Here is a 16,447-nt window from a genome sequence, read left to right on the forward strand (position 1 = left end):
GGGCCATCCACTACGACACCGACACCTACACCGTGACGGCCGACGTCAAGGACAACGGCCAGGGCGGCCTTGAGGTGACGTGGAGCATCAACGGCACCCAGGACAAGACCGTGGCCTTCGAGAACACCTACGAGGCGACACCCGCAAGCATGAGCTTCGGTGCGTCGAAGGTGCTCACCGGCCGCGACCTTGAGGACGGCGAGTTCAGCTTCCAGGTGACGGACGAGACCGGCGAGGCGATTTACGCGAACGGCACGAACGACGCGGCGGGTACGGTGAACTTCGACCCGATCACCTTCAACCAGGCAGGCACGTATCACCTGTGGATCTCTGAGGTGCTGCCGGAGGACGACGACGCCGAGACCGAGGGCATCCAGAGCGAGAACGTCACGTACGACGAGACGCGCTACGAGCTCGTGGTGACGGTTAAGGATAACGGCACGGGCAGCCTCGTGGTGACGGATGTCACGGCTGCCGATGGCAGCGAGCCCGTGCCGGTGTTCGAGAACGTCTACACCGAGCCCGTGGAACCGGTGCTGCCGGGCGGCGACTCGCTTGAGCAGACGGGCGACACCATGCCGCTCGCGATGGGCACCGTGGCGGTGGCCGGCGTGGCGCTCGTTGCCGGCGGGCTCGTGGTGCGCAGGAAGCACGGCGAGTAGCATGGCGGCGACGGGCTCATCCCTTGCGGGCGTGATGACGCGCATTAACGGCCGGCACGCCTTCGTGTACGAGCGGATCTTGCTGCTCGTGGTGCGCGAGACCGAGCTTCGCGATTCGGTCACGTTCGCCAAGCAGGATCTGGCCAAGCGCATGGGCGTGTGCGTGAGGTCGGTCGATCGCGCGGTGACGAAGCTTCGTCGTGAGGGGCTCGTCACCACCGAGCCGGTCTTCGGGCAGAGCGGGGCTCAGTTGGGCAACGTGTACCGCGCGACGCCCGAGGGTATCGAGCTCGCGCGAACCTTCCGGCGCGATAAGCCGCGCGCGAAGAAGTAGCCGGCGCGGGCTGGGCGGGAGCCTGGCGGAGCAGAACCGCATGATAGCGGGGCGACGTGGGGAGAGGTCCCCGTGCCGCCCCGTTTTTGTGTGTGACACCGGTGCCAGGGGAAACTGTCACGCTGGCCGCGCGGCGGCGTGACAACGGTGCCAGGGGAAACTGTCACACTTCCGATGTCAGGGCGGGGTGAGGCGAGGGACTTGGCCGCGAATCATGTTACATAACCCCTGGGGTAACGTTACATAGACGGACGTTCCGCGCAGGCGGCTTGTCTTGTGGCCGGGGGTCAGATATCATGGCTTGGAAAATGAGCTGCGCTCCCGGCGTGCTCCCATCGTGTGAGCTGTAGTTACACCGCCGCAAGACGCGAAAGGTCACCATGCAGATTTCCCGCCTTCCCCGCTTCATCCGTTACGCCTCTGCGCTCGCTCTTGCCGTGCTTGCGCTGTTTGCCGCCATGCGCCCCGCCGCTGCGGCGCCGGCGCACAAGACCGAGGGCGAATTGTCTTACAGCAGCCATTCCGGGCTAACGAATTCTGCCGATGGCTCCACGGGGACGGCGTCCACCGGCTTTCAGGTGCTCCTTCCAGACGGGACGACGCGGGATGTGAACACGTTTGGAGAAGCTATAGCCATTGCGGGCGAGCACCGCGGGTCTACGATCACCCTGTTCGAGCCGGTGACCCTTAGCTATACCGTGACCGTGCCGGATGGCACGACGATCAACCTTAATTCGCAGTTCACTGCAATTAGAGGTAACTTCGAGCCTCCGCTCCGCGTAGAGAGCGGATCGACGGTCGCCATCGTGAATACGGACGCTACGCAGGTGGCGCAGATTCAGAATCCTGCGGGCGTTTACGCGATCAAAAACGAGGGAACGCTCCTGCTTGGCTCGTTTGTAGAGGCGAAAGTTGGAAGCGGCAGGATCGCCCATGCCGTTGGTGGCAACCATCCCCAGGCCGCGCCCGGTGCCTTCATAGCGGATGAGCCGGGTAGCACCTCGGTGTCTGCGGTTCAGGTTGTCCAACCCGAGGACCAGACGGCGGCGTATACAGGTTCCGAAGGCGAGACCGTTGCCGACCTGCGCGCTTACGTCGGCACGGCCGACAGCGGGGTGACGGTGCCTGTCTTCCAAGTTCGGGACAAGCCGACGGAAGATCCCACCGCGCCGTCTGGTGCTCCCGACAACGAATGGGTGCTCGCGACCGGCCCAGGGGGCGCGGAGGTTTCCGATACCGATGAGCTCATCACGGGCGACTACACGTTCACCTTGCGGCCACAGGGCACGACCGGCGACTACTACGGCTACGAGGTCACCCTCACGGTGTCGGTGACGGTGCGGCAGGCGGTCGACGAGCTGCGCGAGACCTACCGCCAGAAGCTCGCCAACGCGCTCGCGGCCTATACCGAGGCGGACTACCTCACCGACGATTGGGCGGAGATCGAGGCCGCCTACCAGCAGGCACTCGATGCCATCAATGCGGCAACCGAAGAGACCGCCATGCAAGAGGCCGTCGCCGGGTTCCAGACGGCAGCCAACCTCGTGCCCACCGCCGCTGAGCGCCTGGCAGTAGAGCAACAGCGGCTTCTCGCCGAGCTCGACCAGGCGTACGCCGCCTACGACAAGGCCGACTACACCGCCGAGGGCTGGGCAGAGATCACGGCAGCCTACGAGCAAGGTCGCCAGGGCATCGCCTCCGCGACGAGCATCGCCGATGCGCAGGTGGCGCAGCAGGCCGCGGTGTCCGCCATGGCGGCGGTCGCCCAGAAGCCTGCCGACCCCGGAACCAAGCCCGACACGATCCCCGCGACGGGAGACCCTGCCGCCATCGCTGCGCTCATGGGGCTCGGCGGCAGCGCCATGCTGGCTGTTGGTGTTGTCGCGCGGAAACGGGGATAACGCGCCGCGATAGGAACGCGGCACAACAGATTGCCTAGAGCGGGTCGTCCGGAAGGGCGGCCCGCCTCGTAGACCTGCGACATAGCTCACGTGTACGACATCGGCGTGCGGGCGCACTGCTGCCCCCGCCGTTTCCTTGCGAACTTTGGGCGTGCCGCTTTGGGGACGGCGTTTTCGTGATGGTTCCGGCGCGAAACCCACCGTCTTTCAATTAGTATCTGACGAGAGGTTGAAGCGAGACAGTATTTGAGCGCTCACGGCGCATGCAGGGCGAATATGCAGCATGCTTGCTCGGCGCCATCGTCGAGAAAGGACGCCTTTTGGAATCCTATGTGAACAACATCCGCGTCGCGGTGCTGCTTTTTCCGCTGTTTTCCGCTCTGCTCTCGCTGCCCTATGCCATCTACCAATACCGGCGCTACGGCAGCATCTCCGCATGGAAGACGTTCCTCGTCGCATCCTTCATCTTTTATTTGATGTGCGCGTATTTCATGGTCATCCTGCCGCTGCCGGCAGACCGCACCATCTACGTGCCCGGCGCGCAGCATCCGCAGCTCGTGCCGTTCCATTTCCTGGGGCAGCTCGAATCGAGCGGTATCGAGAACATCGCCTCCGTCTCGGGGCTCCTGGCGTTTCTGCGCCTACCCGCCGTCTATACGGTGTACTTCAACGTGCTTCTCACGGTGCCGTTCGGCGTGTATCTGCGCTATCTCTTCCATCGGCCGTGGTGGCAGGCGCTCCTGCTGGGTTTCGGTCTCACGCTCTTCTTCGAGCTCTCGCAGTTCACGGGGCTTTTCGGAATCTACGAGCATCCATATCGCCTTTTCGACGTGGACGATCTCATCACGAACACCGCCGGCGCCATGCTGGGCTTTTGGCTCTCCTTCCCGCTCTGTCGGTTCCTGCCGGATCTGCGCGATGTAGACGAGCGCTCCATCGTGCGCGGCTCCGAGCACACCTCCTTCACGCGCCGCCTGCTCGCGTTCGTGATCGATGTCATCGCGTGCCGGCTCGTCTCCTTGGCGTGGCAGGGAATTGTCATGAGGGGCATCGCCGGCAAGTACGAGGGGCTCATCGCGGCGCTCGTGGCGACGGGTGTGGTGTTCATGATCGTGCCGTGCATCACGCGCGGGCAGACGATCGGGCACATGGTGCTACGCCTGCGCGTGGTACGGCCGGATGGCTCGAGTGCTTCGAGCTGGGCGTACATCGCGCGCTACGGCCTGCTCTTCTGGGTGTTCCTACTGCTCCCTACTTGGGTGGGAGCGCTCTTCCCGTCGAGTGGCGTGGCGCTTTCCGGCCGTGCGGATGAGTTCTTGCTGGGGCCGGGCACCGTCGAGGCGATCCTTTCGAGCGTGTACGTCGTATGGCTGCTCTCGGTGGGGTTGCGCGCGTTGCTTTCCGCCTTCAAACGGCCGTTCGTGATGCTGAACGGCGTCATGACGAACACCCGCGTGATGTCCGAGGCGCAGATCGAGCGCCTGCGTGCCGAGCGCAACGCCCAGAGCCTCGAGGACGAGCTCGCGCAGAACGATCTTGGCGCGAACAGCCTGGAAGATGCTTTCGACACGTCGTTCGATAGCGTGTATTCCGACGAGCTCGATGCCGATATCGATGAAGCGCGCGCAAACGACGAGTAGTGTGACACCGGTGCCAGGGGAAACTGTCACACTGACTGCACTGCGGTGTTAACAAGACGACAAGCTCGCTTCATTTGCGCGGTGAGGTGCGTGCTCCTGGGGCATAATAGGCAAGTTCCGAGCAGCGGCTTGCGATCTTTGCCGCGCGGTGTTGCGCCCACTACGCCCCACCTGCTCGCCGGACAGCCACATTCGCCTGCGTTGATGTTAGGAGCGGTATGTTCGACCACGCCTGCTGTTCAATCGATGATCCCGCCTTCGAGTGCTCCGATGCCGACTCCCTCCACGAGGAGTGCGGGGTCTTCGGCGTATGGGCTCCGGGGCGCGATGTCGCGCGGCTCACGTATTTCGGCCTGAAGGCGTTGCAGCACCGCGGCCAGGAATCTGCCGGCATCGCCGTGGGCGACGGCGGCACGGTTATGGTGCGCAAGGACCTCGGCCTCATCGACCAGGTGTTCAGCGACGCAGATCTCTCGTCGCTCACCGGTCAGCTCGCAGTTGGCCACGTGCGCTACGGCACGGCGGGTGCCAAGAGCTGGGAGGCCGCGCAGCCGCATCTTTCGGCCATCAACGAGGTGATCATCGCGCTTGCGCACAACGGCACGCTCGTGAACACCGACGATCTGCGCCGCCAGCTCATCGACCTGGGCGTGTCGTTCCTCTCGAATTCCGATTCCGAGGTGGCGACGAAGCTCATTGGGTATTTCACCCAGCGCACGCGCCATCTGCGCGAGGGCATCCGCAAGACCATGGAGCTCGTGCGCGGCGGATACGCGATGACGCTCATCAACGAGCAGGCGCTCTACGCATTTCGCGACCCGCACGGCATCCGCCCGCTCGTGCTGGGAAAGCTCCCGGCACCCGATGGGTCAGATGGGGACGGGTTCGTTTCAACCCATGCAGCTGCGGGTGATGTGGCCGAAGGTGCCGCCCGCGGCTCCGCTTGCTTCGCGGCCGCCGGATGGGGCGTGGCGTCCGAGACCTGCGCCCTCGACATCGTGGGCGCGGACTACGTGCGCGATATCCGCCCCGGCGAGATCCTGCGCATCTCCGATGCCGGCCTTGTGTCGGAGCAGGGCGTTCCCGCCGCGCCCGAGACCGCCGAGTGCATCTTCGAGCAGGTGTACTTCGCACGCCCGGATTCCTTCATGGGCGGGAAGTCTGTGTATGCCTGCCGCTACGACATGGGCAGGCAGCTTGCGCGCGAGGCGCCCGTCGAAGCGGACATGGTCATCGGCGTGCCCGACTCCGGCCTGCCGCCGGCGGAGGGCTATGCGCACGAGAGCGGCATCCCCTTCGGTGAGGGTCTCATCAAGAACCGCTACGTGGCGCGTACCTTCATCCAGCCCACGCAAGAACTGCGCGCCATGGGTGTGCGCATGAAGCTCAATCCGCTGCGCGACGCCATTGCCGGCAAGCGCCTCGTGGTGATCGACGATTCCATTGTGCGCGGCACCACCATGGTGCAGCTCGTGAGCATGCTGCGGCAGGCCGGTGCGCGCGAGGTGCACGTGCGTGTGAACAGCCCCGAGGTCGTGTGGCCGTGCTTTTACGGTATCGATACCGACGTGCAGGCGCAGCTCATCAGTGCGAACAAATCGGTCGAAGAGATCCGCTCGTTCATCGGCGCGGATTCGCTCGCGTTCCTTTCGGTCGAAGGGCTGCTCGCGTGCGTGCCGGCGGTGGGGGAGGCACAGGGCGATGGCGGCGTGCGCGGTTACTGCACGGCCTGCTTCACCGGCGTGTATCCCGTGGCGATTCCTGCGAGCTTCGGCAGCGATAAGTTCATGGACGGGTTCGATCCGCTCAACTTTACGCAAGCTGAGCCCGTGACCGGGCACTGTGTGGTCGATAAGGAGCATGATCGCAGTTGGGAGCAGGCGCACGAGGCTTGCTGAAGGTCTTGGTTTGGTAATGCTTCGCCGGCGCGATGAACACGGCCTGGGACGCATCGCCTATACTGGTGAGAGCTTCTAGGAACATAGGAGGAACCATGGCCGCATATGAGGGCAAGCGATTCCGCCCGAAGCAGGACGCGACGGCGGCGGGACCGGGCGCTGCGAGGCGGGGCTCGGCTCCGCGCCATGCCGCCCCTCGCGCCGGGGCTTCCGGCGGCTCTGCGCCACGTCATGCCGCGCCGCAGCCGGCTGCCTCGGGAAACGTCGAGCCGCCGCGTACCGCGACGTCGCGTCATGCTGCGGTGCCCCCGCGGAGTTCCGCTCGGCGCGATGCCGCGTCTCCGCGCGCTGTCGGCATCTCTCCGGCGCATCCTACAAACTCCCGGTACGCCCGAAGCGGCCAGCGCGGACGTCCGAACGCCCATAAGCGCGGCCAGCGACGCGCGACTCAATCGCGCCGGAGCAGCCGCGACATTGTCTCGAAGGTGCTCATCGGGGTCGGAGCCATCTTGCTGCTCGCGGCGGCATGGATCTTCATCTCAGCACAGATCGGCTACCATAAGGCGCACGTCGCCTACGACGAGCTCTCGCAGTATGTGACGCTTGACGATTCTACGGGCGACGGCGTGCCGGTCGTCGACTGGGAGGCGCTCGCCAAGGAGAGCGAGGACATCGTTGCCTGGATCTATGTGCCGAACACAGATATCAGCTTCCCCGTGGTGCAGGGCGATACGAATGACCAGTATCTGCGCGCACTGCCGGATGGCACGTGGAACGAGAGCGGCAGCATCATGCTCGACTGCGACCAGCAGGCACCCGGCATGGTGGGGCAGCAGACGACCGTATACGGTCACCATATGAGCGACGGCTCGATGTTCGATCCCATCGAGAACACGCTCGACCAAGCGAAATTCGACGAGATGACCACGGTGTACTACCTCACGCCCGAGACCACCTACAAGCTCTCCCCGCTTTTCACCTCGCGCGTTCCCGAAACGTATGTCGAAGCGCGACAGGAGACGTTCGGCGACCATGATGCGCTCGTAGCGTATCTCGAGGATCTGCGGACGTATGCCAAGGCGCAGGCGAGTGATGTCGACGGGCGCCTCGCTTCGACCGATCGCGTGCTCGCGCTCGTCACCTGCAGCGGCCTTGCTCCCGCAGATCACCGCGCCGTCATGATCTGCACCGTCGTCGAGGAGATCTCCGCCGCGCAGTGATATAGCCCGGCCGGCGATGCGACCCCAGCGGATGGTACGCTCCTGTCGGCGACACAGCCCAGCCGATGATACGACCCGGCCGGGCTGGTGTTTATCATTTTTGACGGTGGCGGAATAGCTTGTGCGCGCGGCTCCGGGAGCGTGGCCGGCCTGCTATGATGACAGCACGGTCATTCTCTTGGAAAGGACACGCGCATGAGCGAGATCCGCGAGCATATCACCTATGAAGACGCCGGTGTCGACACCGCCGAGGGAGGGCGTGCCGTCGACGCCATCAAGCAGATGGTCGCCGAGACGTCTCGCCCCGAGGTCATCGGTGGTATCGGCGGGTTCGGCGGCCTATTCTCTGCTGCCGCGCTCAAGGAGATGGAAGATCCCATTCTCATCTCCGGCACGGACGGTGTGGGCACGAAGCTCGTGCTCGCCCAGGTGCTCGATCGCCACGAGACCGTGGGCCAGGATCTTGTTGCCATGTGCGTGAACGACATCCTTGCGAGCGGCGCCGAGCCCCTCTTCTTCTTGGACTATGTCGCCATCGGCCATATCGAGTCCGAGCACATGGCCAAGATCGTAAAGGGCGTGGCCGATGGCTGCAAGCTCGCGGGCTGTGCGCTCGTGGGCGGCGAGATGGCCGAGCACCCAGGCGTTATGCGTCCAGACGACTACGATATGGCGGGCTTCGCGGTGGGCGTGGTCGACCGACCGAAGATGCTCGACCCCGCGAACGTGCGCCCCGGCGATGTAATCCTCGGCCTGCCCTCGACCGGCGTGCATTCCAACGGCTATTCGCTGGTGCGCAAGGTTGTTGGTGTCGACGGCATCATGCCGGGTACGCCTGAGGCCGCCGCGAAGAAGGCGGAGCTCGAGCAGCCGCTTGAGGCGCTTGGCGGTGCCACCCTCGCCGACGCGCTGCTCAAGCCCACGCGTATCTACGTGAAGCCCGTGCTCGAGCTGCTGCGTGGAGAGGCGGGTTCATGCGTGCACGCGCTCGCCCACATCACGGGCGGCGGCATCACCGAGAACCTCAACCGTGCGCTCGCGGCGGACGTCGACGCCGTGGTCGATCGCACCGTCACCCCTGCGGGCTATTCCATGGGCTGGGATGTGCCGCCGGTCATCACCTACATCGCGCAGGAGGCCGGCCTCACCGCAGACGAGGCGTGCAAGACCTTCAACATGGGCGTGGGGCTGTGCATCATCTGCTCCGCGGAGGACGAGGCGGCCGTGACGGAGGCGCTCGTCGCCCTCGGCGAGCAGCCGTTCCGCGTGGGCACGTGCGTTTCCGGTTCCGGCAAGGTGGTGTATTCCGATGAGCAGCGGTAGCGGAACCTCGGCAACGTTTTCGTCCGATAACGCTCGACGCGAAGTCGACGAACTGCGCAAAGCCGCCGAAGATGCCGGGTTGCCGCCCGAGGCGCTGCCGAGCGACTTCTTCTTCTCGAGCGACGTGGACGGCGAGCTGGCGCGCGCGTTGAGCAGCGAAGCGCGCGGCCGGCGCGACCAGGCGGGACGGGGTCAGCTCGCGCCCGATAACAATGACGTCCAGCTTGCACGCCGAAAAGCGAAGCTGGATGAGGGCCCGCACGTGCAAGATGGGCTGCAGCCGCTTAAGATCGGTGTGCTCATCTCCGGGTCTGGCACGAATCTCCAGGCGCTTATCGATGCAATCAAGATGGGTGAGCTCGATGCGGAAATCGTGCTCGTCGTGTCGAGCAGGCCGAGTGCCGCGGGACTCAAGCGCGCCGCTGCGGCGGGCATCCCCACGCTCGCGCTCTCCAAGGAGATATACGCCGATCCATGGGATGCGGACGAGGTCATCGCCACCGAGCTCAAGCGCGCGGGCGCGGAGTATATCGTTATGGCGGGCTACATGCGCAAGGTGCACGAACCCCTGCTCGCACTCTGGCCGGATCGCGTCGTGAACATCCATCCCGCGCTGCTGCCGAGCTTCCAGGGGGCGCACGGCATCCAGGACGCGTACGACCGCGGCGTGAAGGTGACGGGCGTGACCGTGCATTTCGCCAACGCCGTGTACGACCAGGGGCCGATTATCGCTCAGGAGCCGGTGCGCATCGAGGAGGGCTGGACGGTCGAGGAGCTCGAAGCCGCCATCCACGAGGTCGAGCATCGCCTCTACCCGCACGTCATCCAGCTGCTCGCCGAAGGCCGCGTGAGCGTGACCCACGACCGCACCGTGCGCATCCTGCCCGAGTAGCCGTTCCCGACCGAGAGACTCTTCTGCTTGGGAGGTTGCTCTCGACCGAGCTGCCGCCTCTGCTCGAGTCGCCGTTCCCGCATCCTCCCTCTCCGCGACGTCGACATTTTCCGCCGCTTTTTCGCATAAAAGCTCGAAAAGTGGCGGAAAATGTCGACGTCGCTGGAAGTATAAGAGGATGGAGCTGGTGGAAACCAGGGAGGGATGAGACCGGGCAAGACCGTTCGCCCCTGTCGAGCCACCGTTTGCCAGATTCTTCTGCCATGTTTATGTAGCTGGGCCATGACTGGCCGCTTGTTTCGCACATGCTGGCGAGCCCGGTACCCGACTTTGTTTCAAAATGCCGGCTACAGCCGAGATTATGGCAAGGTCTGTGCTAGAGACGTGCAAGGTTTCTGCCAGATTGCCGCGTTAGGCTTGCCTCATGTTGGATTTGACATGGGGGAGGGCCGATGACGCAGCGAATGACAGATGACCTCGTTGCCCTGTTCGAAAAGGCAGAGCATGAGGGGCGATGCATGCTCGTGCGTTCGGACACCCAAAGAAAGGCACTGCTTCGACGGCGAGATGCAGACCAGTCGGATGCCGAGAGGCTCGCACCATCCGTGTACGCGCGAATCAGCCATCTCGACGATCTCTCGCCGCGGGCGAGCGCGTTTCAACTCATTAGGGCGCTTGCGCTCAAGCATCCCGAGTGGGTGTTCTGCGGTCTCTCCGCGGCAATTCTGCACGGGCTCTATGTCTCTTATTCCGATATTCGGCCTCAGGGCAAGCTTGTCGTTCACGTTATGGGAAGCAAGCGTCGAGCAGAATACGACCGTTTTATCGTGCAGCCCCATCGGCCTCCTCCGTACCAAGCACGAATCGTCCGAGTGCAGGAGGCTCAAGCGACAGACGAGCTCGCGACTGCGGTCGCCTGCGCCCGCACGCTGCCCTTTCCGAAGGCGCTGGCCATCATGGATTCGTTGCTGCGGTTTTCAAGTACGGATAGGGAACGGGCGCTGCGTGAGCTTGAGCGGGTGGGGGCGCATGCGCGCGGCGTTGCTGTTACGCAGCGCGCGATCCTGCATGCGAACGGTGCGAGCGAGAACGGGGGCGAGTCAATCGCACGCGGAATCATGATCGAGGAGGGGTTTCAGGAGCCCGAGCTTCAAGTTCCAATCTATAACGCGCTCGATGACGAGGATTACTATGTGGATTTCGTCTGGCACCTTTCGGATGGATCGATGGTGTTTGGCGAATTCGACGGCGGTGAGAAGTTCTCGAGCGAGGAGATGCGGGACGGAAAGTCAGTTTCCGAGGTCGCGCGGGATGAGCGTCTGCGTGAATCGCGGCTGACGCTGCACGGGACGCCCGTACTCCGGTTCACTCCTCGCATGTTGAATGATCGAGCTGGATTCGTCCGCTTGCTCAACGCCTACGGGGTTCCGCGGAACCAGTCATGAGCCTCCGCTCGTCGTTGTTCTTTGAACGCTTTCCTCTGTCCACGGTGTCGACATTTTCCGCCATTTTTCGGCCTTGAATGCGAAAAAATGGCGGAAAATGTCGACGCTGCGAGAGTGAGCTGTGGAGAGAAGCCGGACGAAAAAGCCGGGTAGCGGGCGGCGAGCGGCGGAACGACCTGCCTCGTAGTATCATATGCCCGGATAGGAAACGATGCAGATCGGTTGAAAGGCGCGTATATGGCATCGAATAAAGCGGGAAACCGCTCGCAGAGGGGATCGCGCGGCGCTGCCCGCAACGCACACGGCGCGGCGTCGGCGCGCGTTCGCAGCGCGCAGCAGGGTGCGCCCAAGACGAAAGCGGACTTCAAGCGCGAGAACAAGCAGCAGATCGGCAAGGGCGTGAAGTATGTGCTCGTGGCGATCGGCGTGCTCGCGATGGTGCTTTCGGTGACGAGCGTGGCCTGTTCGGGCTTTCTGAACCAGGTGTCTTCCAATGGGGACTACCATCTTACGGGCGGTGTCGCGGCGACGGTCAACGGCACGAAGATCACCGAGGACACGATCACCGAGCAGATCATGAGCACGCGCGAGTCCTATGGTTATACGGACGATGAAAGCTGGGCGGCATATCTCGAGTCTTCCGGCATGACGCCGGAGAGCTACCGCCAGAACATCATCGACAGCTATATCGACGACGTCCTCGTGAGCCAGGCGGAGCGCGACGCGAACATCCAGGTGAGCGACGAAGAGGTCGAAGAAGCCTGGCAGGAGGCCGTTGCGAGTTACAGCTCGGAGGACGAGTTCGTGGCGCTACTCGAGCAGATCGGCTATACCGAGGCGAGCTATAAAGAGACCATTCGCCAGAACCTCGAATCCGAGAAGTTCCGCGACGAGGTCGCCCCGGTGGAGGAGCCCACGGACGACGAGATCATCGCGTATGCAAACGAGAATCTGAGCACGTACAACGACGCGCGCCGCTCGTCGCACATTCTCATCAAGGTCGCAGAGGACGCCGACGATGCGACGCGCGAGGAGGCCAAGGCGAAAGCGCAGGACATCCTCGATCAGATCAACGCCGGCGAGATCACGTTCGAGGACGCCGCAAAGGAGTACTCCGAGGATTCCTCGGCGGCCGACGGCGGCGATGTGGGTTGGGACAAGCTCACGACCTTCGTCGACCCCTACCAGCAGGCGCTTTCCGCCCTCGATACGGATCAGGTGAGTGGTGTCGTGGAGAGCGACTACGGCTACCACATCATCAAGTGCACCGGCCACTTCTATGTGGACGGTTCGGTAACCTCGGTCGATCAGATTCCCGAGAACCTGCGCGAGATCTTTGCCGAGAACATCAGCAGCACGAACCAGGATGCGGCGTATCAGGAGTGGCTCGAGAACCTGCGTGCCGAGGCGGATATCCAGATCAACGAGATGCCCGCAGACGTGCCGTATAACGTGAACACTACCGCCGCAAGCGATGAGGCTGGCGATAGCGAGGGCGACGAAGGCGATGCCGCAGCTGAATAGCCCGAGATGACAACCGGGTGCCCGCCGCCAAGATATCACGAGGTGGGGCGGGGCATAGAGACAGGGAGATTGCTATGACGAACGAAGAGCTGCACAACCAGATGGTCGCCGCCATGAAGGCGAAAGACAAGGTGCGCCTTTCCATCATTCGCCAGGTGATGGCCGAGGTGAAGAACGTCGAGGTGAACGAGCGCCGCGACGCCACCGAGGAAGATGTGAACAGCATGATCAAGCGCCTCATCAAGCAGACGAACGAGACGCTCGAGATGTCGCGCAAGGCCGGAAACAACCAAGAGCGCACCGACACGCTCGCCGAGCAGGTCGAGATTCTAGAAAGCCTGCTGCCGGCGCAGCTTTCGGGCGAGGCGCTCGTGGAGCTCATCGAACAGACCATCGCTGAGGTTGGTGCCGCCACGCGCAAGGACATGGGCAAGGTCATGGGCGCGCTCAACAAGGCCACGGGCGGGAACTTCGACAAGGCGGCAGCCGCGAAGGAAGTTGGCAGCCGCCTGGCGTAGGCCTGTGCGCCGTCTTTGCTGCGCGCAGCGCGCGTTCAACCGATAGCGCCCTGCGGCGCCAACGCCTTACGCCGTTTTCCGTGGCGCAAGCGGCACGCCCTCGACGAGGACTGGGGCGACTGAGGCAACGCCTTGCGCCGTTTTCCGTGGCGAAAACGGGAACGGTGGCGAAAAAGTCGACGTCGCGAACGAGGGCGATTCTTGAGCGCTGCCGCCGGTCCGCGAGGTCGCTCCACGCCAAGTAAGATGCGCGCATTGCATGAAAATGGCTAAATAGATCAGTTTTGGGTATACTGCTTCGAACTGTTCGCAGATGTACGGTTTGTTAGCACTCGGTTTCGCGTGTATTGCAGGAAGCGAATGAGCGCCTACCGTGCATTCGGGATTCGTACAATAGTGCGCACACAATCGCATCGCACGCTCGAGCGCCCGCGCGCTCTGGATACGCATACGAAGGAGGGATTTCGCCCATGGCAGATATGATCGAGATCCGTAATCTGAACAAGTACTTCGGCGACCTGCACGTACTGAAGGACATCAACCTCACCGTCAAGGCTGGCGAGAAGCTCGTGATCATCGGGCCGTCTGGTTCGGGCAAATCCACGCTCATTCGCTGCGTCGACTGGCTCGAGGAGCCCACCACCGGCGAAGTGATCATCGATGGGCAGCTCGTCACGAAGAAGAACCACCTCGAGATGGCGCGCAAGTACAGCTCCATGGTGTTTCAGCAGTTCAACCTGTATCCGAATATGACGGTGCTCGGCAACCTCACGCTCGCCCCCATCAAGCTGCAGAAGAAGAGCAAGGAAGAGGCGAATGCCGCCGCCATGGCCGCGCTCAAGCGCGTCGGCCTGGAGCAGAAGGCGGGCGAGTATCCGCAGAACCTCTCCGGCGGCCAGCAGCAGCGCGTGGCCATCGCGCGCGCGATGTGCACCAAGCAGCCGATCATCCTCTTCGACGAGCCCACCTCGGCGCTCGACCCCGAGATGATCCAGGAAGTGCTCGACGTCATGATCGAGCTCGCGCACGAGAACATCACCATGATCTGCGTGACGCACGAGATGAACTTCGCCAAGCAGGTGGCCGACCGAGTGATCTTCATGGACGACGGCCAGATCCTCGAAGAGGGCACGCCCGAGCACTTCTTCACCAACCCGCAGAACCCGCGCTGCAAGGACTTCCTCAACAAGATCCTGCACTAGCGCGCGCAGAAAACGATCGTCCGGCTCGCGCGAAAGATACGCCGCGCGCGACCGGTGGTGATAGTCCTGAAGGCTCCGTCTCACGCCTTACGGTACCTAAGATTCGAAAGGGGTAGCTATCATGTCCATCACTCGTCGTAACTTCATCAAGGTTTCCGGTGCTTCCGCGACCGTGCTCGGCCTCGGCCTCGTGGGCTGCAGCGGCGGCTCGGACGGATCGGGCTCGGGCGACGCGGCATCCAAGCTCCAGACCATCAAAGACCGTGGCGTCCTCAACTGCGGCGTGAAGGCAGACGTCCTAGGCTACGGCTACATGGACACCGCCACGCAGGAGTATGAGGGCCTCGAGATCGACCTCTGCTACCAGATCGCGGCGGCGGTGCTCGGCACCACGTACGAGGAGGCCAAGGAGCAGGGACTCTGCGACTTCACGACGGTCACGCCGAGCACGCGCGGCACGCTCATCGACTCCGGCGCGCTCGACATCGTGGCTGCCACGTATACCATCACCCCCGAGCGCGAGGAGGACTGGGACTTCTCCACGCCGTACCGCACGGACTCCGTGGGCATCATGGTGAAGAAGGCGAACGGCTGGACGAGCATGGAGGACCTCGATGGCCAGGTCATCGGCGTCTCCACCGGTTCCACCACGCAGCAGCTCGTTGAGCAGATGATCCAGGACGAAGGCTTCAGCTGCACGCCCACCTTCCAGGAGTACGCGTCCTATCCGGAGATCAAGGACGCGCTCGACGCCGGCATGGTGCAGGCGTTCGCCATGGACCGCTCGACGCTCAACACCTATATGGAGGATTCCGTCGAGCTGCTCCAGCCCGAGATCGAATTCGGCACGCAGGAGTACGGCGTGGCCACCGAGAAGGGCAGCGACCTTTCGCCCGTCGTGGACGACACGGTGAAGGAGCTGCTCGAGAACGGCTGGATGGACGAAGAGATCGAGCTGTGGCTCGGCGCGAGCGCGTAACGTTTTCGTTGCTGTAAGGCCGCAGGCGCCCTGGTAGGATGGGGTGCCTGCGGCACTTTCTGTGCCCGGCCGCAAAATGATAATTTCAGTACCTGGTACTGAAATTATCATTTTCTGCCGGGCGATGGGTTGTGGTAGTTGAAAGGAGCGCCATGCTGGAAAGCATCCTCGATCCTCGGCGCTGGGAGATAACCCTTGGTTCATTAGATGCGTTTTGGGACGGCTTCTTCGTCACGCTGCAGGTAGTCGTGTACGGCCTCGTGCTCGCGCTCGTGCTCGGCACGGTGCTCGGCATCTTCTCCACCACCCGCTCGCGGGTGCTGCGCGCCATAAGCCGCGTGTACGTCGAGTTCTACCAGAACACGCCGCTGCCGGTGCAGGTCGTCTTCATGTACCTCATGGGTCCGCAGTTGCTGCAGCGCGTCCTGGGTGCACCCACGCCGGTTCCCATCCCGCCCGTGGTGCTTGGCTTCGTGGGCGTGGGGCTGTACCATGCCGCGTACGTTTCCGAGGTTATCCGTACGGGTATCGAGAGCGTTCCGCGCGGCCAGATGGAGGCGGCGAAGAGTCAGGGCTTCACCACGGTTCAGGCATATCGGTACGTGATCTTGCCGCAGACGTTCAAGGTCATTCTGCCCCCGCTTTGCAACCAGGCGCTCAATCTGGTGAAGAACAGCTCCGTGCTCGCGCTCGTCGCCGGCGGCGACATCATGTACCGCTCGAACAGCTTCGTGGGCACCTACGGCTACTTGCAGGGATACATCGTCGCCTGCGTCATGTACTTCGTGATCTGCTTCCCGCTCGCGCTGCTCGTGCAGTATCTGGAGAAGCGCTCGAAGCGCATGCCTAAGGCGAAGAAGCTCGACCTTGCTGCCCTAAAAGGCGTCGAGACCGTGAAGGAGGCGTAAG

At 63.3% G+C, this 16,447-nt stretch carries 14 protein-coding genes; all 14 read left to right on the forward strand.

Annotated elements, in window-relative coordinates:
• Positions 1-662: Spy0128 family protein (locus QZ079_RS01270; RefSeq protein ID WP_297034059.1), on the forward strand; the 662-nt coding region annotated here is incomplete at its 5' end.
• Between the two features lies 1 nt (position 663).
• Positions 664-996, forward strand: coding sequence for a MarR family transcriptional regulator (locus QZ079_RS01275; protein WP_297034062.1), 333 nt, complete (start codon positions 664-666; stop codon positions 994-996).
• 380 nt (positions 997-1,376) lie between these two features.
• The gene (locus QZ079_RS01280) at positions 1,377-2,897 is read left to right on the forward strand and encodes a hypothetical protein (protein ID WP_297034065.1); all 1,521 of its coding nucleotides are present in this window, start codon (positions 1,377-1,379) and stop codon (positions 2,895-2,897) included.
• Positions 2,898-3,184: 287 nt separating this feature from the next.
• Positions 3,185-4,537 carry a VanZ family protein gene (locus tag QZ079_RS01285; protein ID WP_291288053.1) on the forward strand — a complete coding sequence of 451 codons (1,353 nt, stop codon included), beginning with the start codon at positions 3,185-3,187 and terminating at the stop codon, positions 4,535-4,537.
• Positions 4,538-4,755: 218 nt separating this feature from the next.
• Positions 4,756-6,435 (forward strand): amidophosphoribosyltransferase, encoded by a 1,680-nt coding sequence (locus tag QZ079_RS01290; RefSeq protein ID WP_297034068.1) that lies wholly within the window; start codon positions 4,756-4,758, stop codon positions 6,433-6,435.
• Positions 6,436-6,530: 95 nt separating this feature from the next.
• On the forward strand, positions 6,531-7,655 hold the full coding sequence (locus tag QZ079_RS01295) for a class B sortase (protein ID WP_297034071.1): 1,125 nt from the start codon (positions 6,531-6,533) through the stop codon (positions 7,653-7,655).
• 195 nt (positions 7,656-7,850) lie between these two features.
• The gene (gene purM, locus QZ079_RS01300) at positions 7,851-8,978 is read left to right on the forward strand and encodes a phosphoribosylformylglycinamidine cyclo-ligase (protein ID WP_297034073.1); all 1,128 of its coding nucleotides are present in this window, start codon (positions 7,851-7,853) and stop codon (positions 8,976-8,978) included.
• A gap of 244 nt (positions 8,979-9,222) precedes the next feature.
• Entirely contained in the window at positions 9,223-9,870 is a 648-nt protein-coding gene (gene purN, locus QZ079_RS01305; protein WP_297034122.1) for a phosphoribosylglycinamide formyltransferase, read from the forward strand.
• 518 nt (positions 9,871-10,388) lie between these two features.
• Positions 10,389-11,315, forward strand: a complete 927-nt coding sequence (locus tag QZ079_RS01310) for a hypothetical protein (protein ID WP_297034076.1) — start codon at positions 10,389-10,391, stop codon at positions 11,313-11,315.
• A gap of 237 nt (positions 11,316-11,552) precedes the next feature.
• Positions 11,553-12,839, forward strand: a complete 1,287-nt coding sequence (locus QZ079_RS01315) for a peptidylprolyl isomerase (protein ID WP_297034078.1) — start codon at positions 11,553-11,555, stop codon at positions 12,837-12,839.
• A 74-nt stretch (positions 12,840-12,913) separates the two neighbouring features.
• Positions 12,914-13,357, forward strand: coding sequence for a GatB/YqeY domain-containing protein (locus QZ079_RS01320; protein WP_291288047.1), 444 nt, complete (start codon positions 12,914-12,916; stop codon positions 13,355-13,357).
• 470 nt (positions 13,358-13,827) lie between these two features.
• Entirely contained in the window at positions 13,828-14,559 is a 732-nt protein-coding gene (locus QZ079_RS01325) for an amino acid ABC transporter ATP-binding protein (protein ID WP_297034084.1), read from the forward strand.
• 121 nt (positions 14,560-14,680) lie between these two features.
• Positions 14,681-15,538 carry a transporter substrate-binding domain-containing protein gene (locus QZ079_RS01330; RefSeq protein ID WP_297034086.1) on the forward strand — a complete coding sequence of 286 codons (858 nt, stop codon included), beginning with the start codon at positions 14,681-14,683 and terminating at the stop codon, positions 15,536-15,538.
• A gap of 152 nt (positions 15,539-15,690) precedes the next feature.
• The gene (locus tag QZ079_RS01335; RefSeq protein ID WP_297034089.1) at positions 15,691-16,446 is read left to right on the forward strand and encodes an amino acid ABC transporter permease; all 756 of its coding nucleotides are present in this window, start codon (positions 15,691-15,693) and stop codon (positions 16,444-16,446) included.
• The last annotated feature ends 1 nt before the right edge of the window (position 16,447 follow it).

The organism is uncultured Enorma sp., from assembly GCA_905210055.1.
In the GTDB taxonomy this organism is placed as follows: Bacteria; Actinomycetota; Coriobacteriia; order Coriobacteriales; family Coriobacteriaceae; genus Enorma.

Coding starts and splice junctions, on each gene's coding strand:
- QZ079_RS01275 (WP_297034062.1), top strand. CDS start 664: ATGGCGGCGACGGGCTCATCCCTTGCGGGCGTGATGACGCGCATTAAC.
- QZ079_RS01280 (WP_297034065.1), top strand. CDS start 1,377: ATGCAGATTTCCCGCCTTCCCCGCTTCATCCGTTACGCCTCTGCGCTC.
- QZ079_RS01290 (WP_297034068.1), top strand. CDS start 4,756: ATGTTCGACCACGCCTGCTGTTCAATCGATGATCCCGCCTTCGAGTGC.
- QZ079_RS01295 (WP_297034071.1), top strand. CDS start 6,531: ATGGCCGCATATGAGGGCAAGCGATTCCGCCCGAAGCAGGACGCGACG.
- purM (WP_297034073.1), top strand. CDS start 7,851: ATGAGCGAGATCCGCGAGCATATCACCTATGAAGACGCCGGTGTCGAC.
- QZ079_RS01310 (WP_297034076.1), top strand. CDS start 10,389: ATGCTCGTGCGTTCGGACACCCAAAGAAAGGCACTGCTTCGACGGCGA.
- QZ079_RS01315 (WP_297034078.1), top strand. CDS start 11,553: ATGGCATCGAATAAAGCGGGAAACCGCTCGCAGAGGGGATCGCGCGGC.
- QZ079_RS01320 (WP_291288047.1), top strand. CDS start 12,914: ATGACGAACGAAGAGCTGCACAACCAGATGGTCGCCGCCATGAAGGCG.
- QZ079_RS01325 (WP_297034084.1), top strand. CDS start 13,828: ATGGCAGATATGATCGAGATCCGTAATCTGAACAAGTACTTCGGCGAC.
- QZ079_RS01330 (WP_297034086.1), top strand. CDS start 14,681: ATGTCCATCACTCGTCGTAACTTCATCAAGGTTTCCGGTGCTTCCGCG.
- QZ079_RS01335 (WP_297034089.1), top strand. CDS start 15,691: ATGCTGGAAAGCATCCTCGATCCTCGGCGCTGGGAGATAACCCTTGGT.